6 protein-coding genes and 1 pseudogene are annotated in these 8,845 nt (G+C 54.7%); all 7 read left to right on the top strand.

What is annotated here, in order from left to right; genetic code table 11:
• Nucleotides 1-126 (top strand): annotated as a pseudogene (locus ACTIKR_RS02385) (ABC transporter ATP-binding protein); the annotation flags it as partial.
• Nucleotides 127-591: 465 nt separating this feature from the next.
• Entirely contained in the window at nt 592-1,872 is a 1,281-nt protein-coding gene (locus tag ACTIKR_RS02380; protein ID WP_442327076.1) for an efflux RND transporter periplasmic adaptor subunit, read from the top strand.
• 11 nt (nt 1,873-1,883) lie between these two features.
• Nucleotides 1,884-5,135, top strand: a complete 3,252-nt coding sequence (locus ACTIKR_RS02375; protein ID WP_442327075.1) for an efflux RND transporter permease subunit — start codon at nt 1,884-1,886, stop codon at nt 5,133-5,135.
• A 2-nt stretch (nt 5,136-5,137) separates the two neighbouring features.
• Entirely contained in the window at nt 5,138-6,646 is a 1,509-nt protein-coding gene (locus ACTIKR_RS02370) for an efflux transporter outer membrane subunit (protein WP_442327074.1), read from the top strand.
• A 13-nt stretch (nt 6,647-6,659) separates the two neighbouring features.
• Entirely contained in the window at nt 6,660-7,373 is a 714-nt protein-coding gene (gene pdxJ / locus ACTIKR_RS02365) for a pyridoxine 5'-phosphate synthase (protein ID WP_442327073.1), read from the top strand.
• Between the two features lie 104 nt (nt 7,374-7,477).
• On the top strand, nt 7,478-8,059 hold the full coding sequence (locus tag ACTIKR_RS02360; RefSeq protein WP_442327072.1) for a nitroreductase family protein: 582 nt from the start codon (nt 7,478-7,480) through the stop codon (nt 8,057-8,059).
• 385 nt (nt 8,060-8,444) lie between these two features.
• The coding region (locus ACTIKR_RS02355; RefSeq protein ID WP_442327071.1) for a chromate transporter at nt 8,445-8,845 on the top strand (401 nt) is incomplete at its 3' end.

Raw genomic sequence — 8,845 nt, 5'->3', positions numbered from 1 at the left:
CAGGGACAGGTCGTTCTGGATGTGGCTGGCGAGCAGCGCCGGGACATGACGGTCAGCGACCTGTTGCAGATGTTTGAGAAGGTCAGGGGAGAGCAGATCACCGATGACGCCCTGTTGCTCGATTGACACTGTGCAGGCTCAAAAAAGCAGATTTTTATCCTCTCTGGCGGGCGGATGACGCCAAAACCGGCACAGCCATGTTATTTTTACCGCATCTTTGCCAAGTAGTAGCCGACCGGGGCTATTTACCAAACCCCGCGCCGGTGGGTGATTCAGCCATAGTGCACTGGATATTGGCACGGCTGATACGGCGGCCTGCGTTGCCAACCAGGCAGGCAGGGGCCACTTTGGCTGTGCCTTTTCAGTAAGCGACGGATCCAGCGCATTGCGCAGATTCGCCAATCTATAGCCCATTTCTCAGATGAGAGTGCTCACAAAATGCTCAAGGATCTGATAAAAACCCTAGAACTTAAGGGTTTATACTAAATAGTATTTGCTTAGGCAATTATTTTCTGGTTATAATCTTTTCTTCAATACCGTTCAATCAGCTATCCGTCAGGATCAGCCCTCGCTCTCAAGGTTTCCAGCCCAATGACAAACAGACTCTTTATACACAAGCGCTATGTTGCAACAGTTTTGCTGTCGTGCCTGGTTGCGCTAAGCGGTTGCGGTAAGGAAGACCAGCAAGCAGGCGCGCAAAGCGGCCCGCCGCCGACACCGGTCAGCACAGTCAAAGTGACTGAGACACCTACCACCATCTTTACGATGCTGCCAGGCCGGGTTAGCGCCGTGCGCGATGCACAGGTGCGCGCCCGCGTTAACGGTATCGTGCAAAAAATTGAATTTGAGCAGGGTCGAGAAGTAAAGAAAGGACAGGTGCTCTTTCGTATTGATCCGGCAACCTACAAAGCCCAATACGCTCAGGCTGAAGCTGCATTGAATCAGGCCAAAGCGACTGCGGGAAGTGCCCGGCAACTGGCCAACCGCTATGCCACCCTGGTCAAATCCAACGCCGTGAGCCGTCAGGAATATGACGATGCGCGCGCGCAGGCAAACCAGGCAGATGCAACCATCGCTTCGGCCAAAGCTGCACTGGATGCAGCACGCATCAATTTGTCTTATACCGATGTCGAGTCGCCCATTGACGGCATTATCGGCCGTGCCCTGGTCACAGAAGGGGCGCTGGTCAGCGGCACCGAAGCCACCGAACTGGCGCATGTGCAGCAAATGGACCCGGTATATGTGGATTTCACACAATCTACCGCTGAACTGTACCGCTTGCGCAAAGCCCTGGCAGACGGACAGCTGACCAAAGTTGATGAAAATACCGCACTGGTACAAATTGAACTGGAAGACGGCACCCAATATGCGCAGGACGGCAAGCTACTGTTTACCGGAGTCAGCGTTGAGCCATCGACCGGCCAGGTCACGCTGCGAGCGACCTTTCCGAATGCAGACAAACTCCTGTTGCCCGGCATGTATGTCAACGTCAAGCTTGAGCAGGGCAAGGATGAAAAAGCCCTGCTGGTTCCAACTCAGGCCATTCAGCGCTCTAGTGATGGTCTGAGCAATCTGATGCTGGTTCGGGATGGCAAGGTAGCATCGGTTACGATTCAAACGGGCGGGGAAGTCAATAGCGATACGATCATCACGCAAGGTGTGAAGGCGGGTGACGAAGTTATTGTCGAAGGCTTCCAAAAAATTCGCCCAGGTGCACCGGTCAAACCACAGCCATGGAAGAAAAAGGACGCTGCAGGCAATAGCGGTCAGCAGCCCCAACCGGGTGCGGGGCAACAGCCCAAGAAAGAGGGCGATAGCGCCCCGGCACAGGAAAGCAAGCCTGAACAGCAGGGCGACAAGCCGGCACAATGAGTATATAAAACATGTCAAATTTTTTCATTAACCGGCCAATTTTTGCCTGGGTTATTGCGATTATCATATTTTTCGCGGGTGTCGTTTCTATCCCGAATATGGCCATCTCGCAGTATCCTGAAGTGGCACCGCCGACTATCACCGTAAACGCCACATACCCTGGCGCCGGGGCGGAAGAAGTTGCACGCTCTGTAACCAGTCTGATCGAGAACGAACTCAATGGTGCCGAAGGCATGCTGTACTACGCCTCTACCAGCGATTCGTATGGTGCTGCCAAGATCGATGTGACATTTGAACCGGGTACTGACCCCGATCTTGCACAAGTCGATGTACAGAATCGTATTGCCGCGGTCAATTCCAAACTGCCACAGGCGGTGACGCAGCAGGGTATTACGTACTCGAAAAGTACGTCAGGGTTCCTGCTGATCGGGACACTGAGCTCGACCGATGGTTCACTGGATGACGCTGGACTGGGTGATTACATTACCAGGAATATTCAGAACTCGATTGCCCGAATTAAGGGTGTGGGTCAATTCCAGCTGTTTGCTTCACCACGTGCCATGCGTATCTGGGTAGATTCGGCAAAAATGACCTCCTTCGGTCTGACAACCAGTGATATCAAGACTGCCCTGCAAACACAGAATGCACAAATTACAGGCGGTACCCTGGGGTCGCCACCGACGCCAGATGACCAGACCACCAGCGCAACGGTGATCGTCAATGGTCAGCTTAGCACCGTCAAGGAGTTCGGCGATATTGTTCTGCGCGCCACACAAGGCGGCTCAACGGTCAGGCTCAGCGACGTGGCACGTATCGAAGTGGGCGCCGACTCCTATCAGTTTGGCGCCCGCCTGAACGGGCAAACATCGGCCGCATTCGCCGTCTCACTGGCCCCCAACGCCAATGCGCTGGAAACATCAAAGCTGGTTCAGGCCGAGATGGAAAACCTGTCCAAGTATTTTCCGGGCAATATTGAATACAAAATTCCGTACAACACTGCACCATATGTGGATGCCTCCATCACCCAGGTGGTTCATACCCTGGTTGAAGCGATGCTGCTAGTGTTTGTCGTTATGTTCCTGTTCCTGCAGAACATCCGCTATACACTGATCCCGGCGATTGTAGTTCCGGTGGCGCTGATGGGCACGCTGGCTACGCTGTCGGCCATGGGTTACTCTATCAATACGCTCACCATGTTTGCAATGGTGCTCGCCATCGGTATTCTGGTCGATGACGCGATCGTGGTGGTTGAAAATGTGGAAAGGATCATGGCCGAAGAGGGTCTGCAGCCCAAGGAAGCCACGATCAAGGCGATGCCACAGATTTTCGGGGCGATCGTCGGTATTACGCTAGTGTTGATGGTCGTATTTGCGCCGCTATTCTTCATGAGTGGGTCTGCGGGTGTGATTTACCGTCAGTTCGCGGCTGCGATGATTATTTCTATCGGCTTTTCAGCATTTCTGGCGCTTACCTTTACGCCAGCCATGTGTGCCACACTGCTCAAACCGGTGCCCAAGGGGCATCATGAGAAAAAAGGCTTTTTCGGCTGGTTTAACCGGACGTTTGCCAAAATCACGAACAACTATACGGGTTTCGTGGGCAGCCTGCTCAAGCGTGGCGGGCGCATGATGCTGATCTATCTGGGATTGGTCATTCTGCTGGGCTTTCTGTATCTGCGTCTGCCCAGTTCGTTCCTGCCTACAGAGGATCAGGGCTATGCCGTGACCAACATCGAGTTGCCGGCGGGTGTCTCGGCCAAGCGGACCGAAGAGGTCATCAAGCAGGTTGAGGAATACTATGAGAAACAGCCTGAGGTGGAAAACATCATCACCGTGCAGGGTTTCAGTTTCAATGGTTCCGGTCTGAACTCGGCCATTGCCTTTACGCCGTTCAAGAAATTTGCTGATCGCAAGGGAGAAGAGCATAGCGCCATGTCGGTAGCGGGACGCGCCACAGGCCAGCTGCTTTTCGGTATTCCGGATGCCATGGTGCTCTCTATTGTGCCGCCGTCCATTCCTTCATTGGGTACGGCGACAGGTTTTGACTTGCGCTTGCAGGATCGCGGCGGTATGGGGCAGACCCAGTTGCGTGAAGCGGCCAACCAACTGATACAGCTGTCAGGCCAGAGCAAGATTCTTTCCCAGGTGCGTATTTCCGGTCTTGGCCCGGGCCCGCAGTTGAAAGTGACCGTCGATCGCATCAAAGCCTATTCACTTGGCGTGAACATGGCCGAGGTCGGCAGCGTGCTGTCCGGTACAATTGGCAATAGCTATCTGGGGCAGTTCCCTAACCAGGGCTGGATGCAGAACGTCTGGATTCAGGCTGAAGCCGAACAACGGATGTCGCCCGAAGATATTCTCAAATTGAGGGTACACAATACCGATGGCGATCTGGTCCCTCTATCTTCCTTTGTTTCACTGGATTGGGTACAGGGTCAAAGTCAGGTACAGCGTTACAATAGTTATGATTCCATCACGATTCAGGGCCAGGCCAATGCCGGCTACGCCAATGGTGAAGCGATGGATGAAATTGTGAAACTGGTTGGTCAGTTGCCTTCAGGTATCGGTTACGAATGGACCGGTTTGTCCTATCAGGAAGTTCAGGCGGGCAGTCAGGCATCCATTATGCTTGGATTGGCCTTCGCTGTGGTATTCCTGGTGCTCGCTGCGCTGTATGAAAGCTGGTGGATTCCATTATCTGCCGTATTGGTTGTGCCTTTGGGTATGCTGGGTACGGTGGGTCTGGTCTCGCTGGTGGGAATGTCAAATGACATTTACTTCCAGGTGGGTATGATTACGGTAATTGGATTGTCTGCCAAGAACGCCATTCTGATTGTGGAATTTGCCAAGGATGCGTTTGCGTCAGGTAAGGGGCTGGTTGAATCGACGCTGGAAGCGGCGCGACTGCGGTTCCGGCCGATTCTGATGACTTCGTTCGCTTTCATCATGGGCGTCATACCGCTCATGCTGGCCAATGCCGAAGGTGCAGCGAGTCAGCAGGCCGTTGGCTATGGGGTGTTTGGCGGTATGGTAGCGGCTACACCGTTTGCCGTGCTGTTCGTCCCAACATTCTTCGTTGTCGTGATGACGTTCTTCAAAGTAAAACCACGCCTGTTGGGTCGTCAGGCTGATGAACACGAGAAAGCTACCGAAGCCGAAAAAGAATCTCAGCATATCTATACCGATGTGGCTGAGGCAGATGATATGACCGCCGGTGGCGACAGCAAACGTCAGGACGGATCACCTCCAAAAGGAAATGAATAATCATGCAAGGGTCACAACGTACATTGCCCCGTTTTTCCGCTGTTTTCATGGCCGTCCTGCTGGCTGGCTGCTCATTGTCACCCGACTATACGCGGCCGGACGCACCGGTTCCGGGGACCTACCCTGGGCAGGACGGCGCCAATCAGACATCCGTTGCCGATTTAGGCTGGGAGCAGTTTTTCCGTGAACCTCGCCTGAAGGCACTGATTGGCCTGGCGCTGGAAAACAACCGTGATATGCGTATTGCGGTAAAACGGGTTGATGAGGCGCGTGCCCAATATGGCATTACGCGCAGCGATCAATTCCCGCAAATTGGCGCTACGGCGCAGGAAACTGCCCAGCGCATGCCGCCCAATATGCGTCAGGCCGGCCCGGATAGTCCTTCGGTCTCGCGCAGCTTTACGGCCGGCATCGGTATTACCGACTTTGAGCTGGATTTCTTCGGCAAACAACGCAACTTGTCCGAAGCGGCATTCCAGTCCTATCTGGCAACCGTGGAAGGGCGCAAAACGGCGCAGATCAATCTGATCGGCCAACTGGCTACGGCGTACTACAATTTGCGTGCAGCGCAACAGCAAAGAGAGCTGGTTGCCAAGACGCTCAAATCACGTCAATCTACCTATGACCTGGTCCAGGCGCGCTTTCGCGGTGGCGTAGCGTCGGCGCTGGATGTCAATCAGGCCAAGACCCTGCTGGACTCTGCCCGGGCTAGCTCGGCTGAACTGGATCGCAGCGAGCAACTGGCCAGAAATGCATTGCAGCTGATTATCGGCGCGCCAATTCCTGCCGGCCTGCCTGCAGCCAGCCCGTTCGCCGGCGATGTATTGATGACGAAAATACCAGCGGGACTGCCTTCCGATTTGCTGGTGCGGCGTCCGGACATCATTGCCGCAGAGCACGAGTTGCTGGCTGCCAACGCCAATATCGGCGCAGCAAGAGCGGCTTTTTTCCCAAGCATTTCCCTGACCGGACTGATTGGATCGGCCAGTCTGGGCCTCAGTACGCTTTTTTCGGGTGGACAAGGTTCCTGGTCGTTCAATCCGGTGATCACAATGCCAATTTTCACGGCAGGGCGGTTGCGCAACAATCTTGAGCTGAGCGAAGTGCGCAAGGATATTGCTGTCGCGCAGTACGAAAAATCGATTCAGACGGCATTCAAGGAAGTTGCTGACTCGCTGGCAGGGGAAGCCACCTACGGCGCCCAGTTGCAAGCCCTGAGGGATCAACAAAAATCTGCATACGAGTCGCTCAATCTGTCGGATTTGCGTTATAGAAATGGCATAGACAGCTTCCTGCAGGTTCAAACTGCCCAGATCAATCTGTTTACCGTGCAGCAGAGTTTCGTCCAGGTGGGACTCGAATCCTTGCTGAACAAAGTGGAGTTGTACAAGGCCCTGGGTGGCGGCTGGAATCGTGGCACCTCGATGCGTCCGAATCCGGATGCGCCCATAGCCAATCCAGTACCGGTTTCCGGCAACGCGACACAAATCACCCCGTCAACACAGCAATAGCGCAGGATGCATCATGATTGATTTGGGTGTAAATATTGATCATGTGGCCACGCTGCGTCAGCAGCGCGGTTGTGGTTACCCTGATCCGGTCCGTGCAGCGTTGGTTGCCGAGCAGGCTGGCGCCGACGTCATTACGCTGCATTTGCGCGAAGATCGCCGGCATATTCAGGATAGCGACGTACATGCCCTGCGGCCCTTGTTGAAGACACGCATGAATCTTGAATGCGCTGTGACCGACGAGATGCTGGATATCGCCTGTCAGGTGCGTCCTCATGACGTGTGCCTGGTGCCAGAGAAACGGCAGGAACTGACCACCGAGGGTGGGCTCGATGTCCAGACCTACTTCGAATCGGTCAGCCAGGCCATCAGCAAACTGCACGCCGCACACGCACGGGTGTCGTTATTTGTCGACCCCGATCTTGAGCAGATTCGCGCTGCCGTGCAAGCGGGTGCCGGCGTCATTGAGCTGCATACAGGCGCCTACGCGCAAGCTAGCGGCGAGGCGCAGCAGCTCGAACTCGAGCGCATCCGGTTGGCAATAGCGGAAGGACTACGCCAGGGCTTGAAAGTCAATGCAGGCCATGGCCTGCACTATCAGAACGTCCAGGCCATTGTGGCGCTTGGCGGCATCTCCGAGCTCAATATTGGTCATGCCATCGTGGCCCAGGCGATATTTGACGGTTGGGAAAAGGCGGTACGGGATATGAAGGCGCTGCTGCGCAATTGAGACGAGTGTATCGGCCTGCTGATCTTCCTTTATCGTCAGGGTCATCGGCCCATTTTTCGATCTGCTGCGCTATCATATTCGTATTGCAACTCAGGTAATTGTTCATGACTCAACCCATTGATTTTCTGTTGTCCCGCAGTTCCATGAAACTGGTTACGGCGCCTGCGCCCAATAATGGCGATCTGGCCCGGATTCTGCAGGCCGCCATGGCAGCGCCTGATCACGGTAGCCTTCAGCCCTGGCGGTTCAAGATTATTCGTGGCCCGGCCATCGGCAAGTTCGCCGATTTTTCCATTGGGCTGCGCCAACAGAGCGACACGCCGTTCACGCCCGAAAAAGAAGCGGCAACCCGTGCCTGGCTCAGTGAAGTACCCATGATCATTGCTGTAGCCTGCCATATCGATTATGGCAACACTGCCATCAGCGAGACAGAGCGAGTCCTCGCCACCGGTGCCGCTGTCACCAATATCCTGAATGCTGCTTATATGCTGGGTTATGGTGCATTCTGGAGTACGGGTATTGCCACTTACATTGATGAATTTCAAGCAGGACTCGGTTTTGATTCGCTCGACTATCGGTTCCTGGGCTTCATTGCCATCGGCACGCCCAAAATGTCCATCCCGCAGAAAAAACGTCCACATCACACCCAATTCATCGACGAATGGACCGAGCCACTGGACGTATGATTCACCGGCCAGCGCTGCGATTACAACCCTATCAGAGGTGCCAGCGTTTTTCCCGCTGAGTGCCGCCTGATGAACGGGCCGGCAACGGTGGCGCGCTCGACAATGCCAGGCCAATAGCCGCAAAGAAGGCCTGCCTTGCAGCACTTCTTATTCCCCAGTGCCTGCCATCACCAGCGGCAACCACGCGGCGACAATGCTGCTGCGCGTAACCCCTGAGCGGCTTTTCTATGGCGAGTTTGCTTGTATTTCACATAAACCCTAAACCAACGAGGCGTTCAGCCTGTCAAAAAAACGCGCCGAGCACAATCGAAGTGTAAAAGAGGACTTTGTCATCAAATTTGAATTATGATGGCCGCTTTCGATATCAAATCAAGAAAGCACCACCATGAACGAGTTCCGAACCCGTACCGATCAATCCGCTTCGTGGTCTGTTTTCCTTATCTTTCTGCGCCTGGGCCTGACCTCTTTTGGCGGCCCGATCGCCCATCTAGGTTACTTTCACCACGAGTTTGTCAGCCGACGGCGCTGGCTGTCTGAACGCAGTTATGCCGATCTGGTCGCACTATGCCAATTTCTGCCTGGACCGGCCAGCAGCCAGGTCGGCATTGCACTGGGCTTATCCAGGGCTGGGTATATGGGTGCTATTGCGGCATGGGCCGGCTTTACACTGCCTTCGGCTATTGCTTTGATTCTGTTTGCGCTGGGCATATCAAGCTATGCCGAGGTCATGCCTGCCGGTGTACTTCAGGGACTGAAGGTAGCAGCAGTAGCTGTCGTGGCGCATGC

The sequence above is a fragment of the Advenella sp. genome, from assembly GCF_052108595.1.
Lineage (GTDB): Bacteria > Pseudomonadota > Gammaproteobacteria > Burkholderiales > Burkholderiaceae_B > Advenella.
Note: the sequence above shows the minus strand (reverse complement) of the source record. Positions and strands in the feature narration are given on the sequence as shown.

Coding starts and splice junctions, on each gene's coding strand:
- ACTIKR_RS02380 (WP_442327076.1), top strand. CDS start 592: ATGACAAACAGACTCTTTATACACAAGCGCTATGTTGCAACAGTTTTG.
- ACTIKR_RS02375 (WP_442327075.1), top strand. CDS start 1,884: ATGTCAAATTTTTTCATTAACCGGCCAATTTTTGCCTGGGTTATTGCG.
- ACTIKR_RS02370 (WP_442327074.1), top strand. CDS start 5,138: ATGCAAGGGTCACAACGTACATTGCCCCGTTTTTCCGCTGTTTTCATG.
- pdxJ (WP_442327073.1), top strand. CDS start 6,660: ATGATTGATTTGGGTGTAAATATTGATCATGTGGCCACGCTGCGTCAG.
- ACTIKR_RS02360 (WP_442327072.1), top strand. CDS start 7,478: ATGACTCAACCCATTGATTTTCTGTTGTCCCGCAGTTCCATGAAACTG.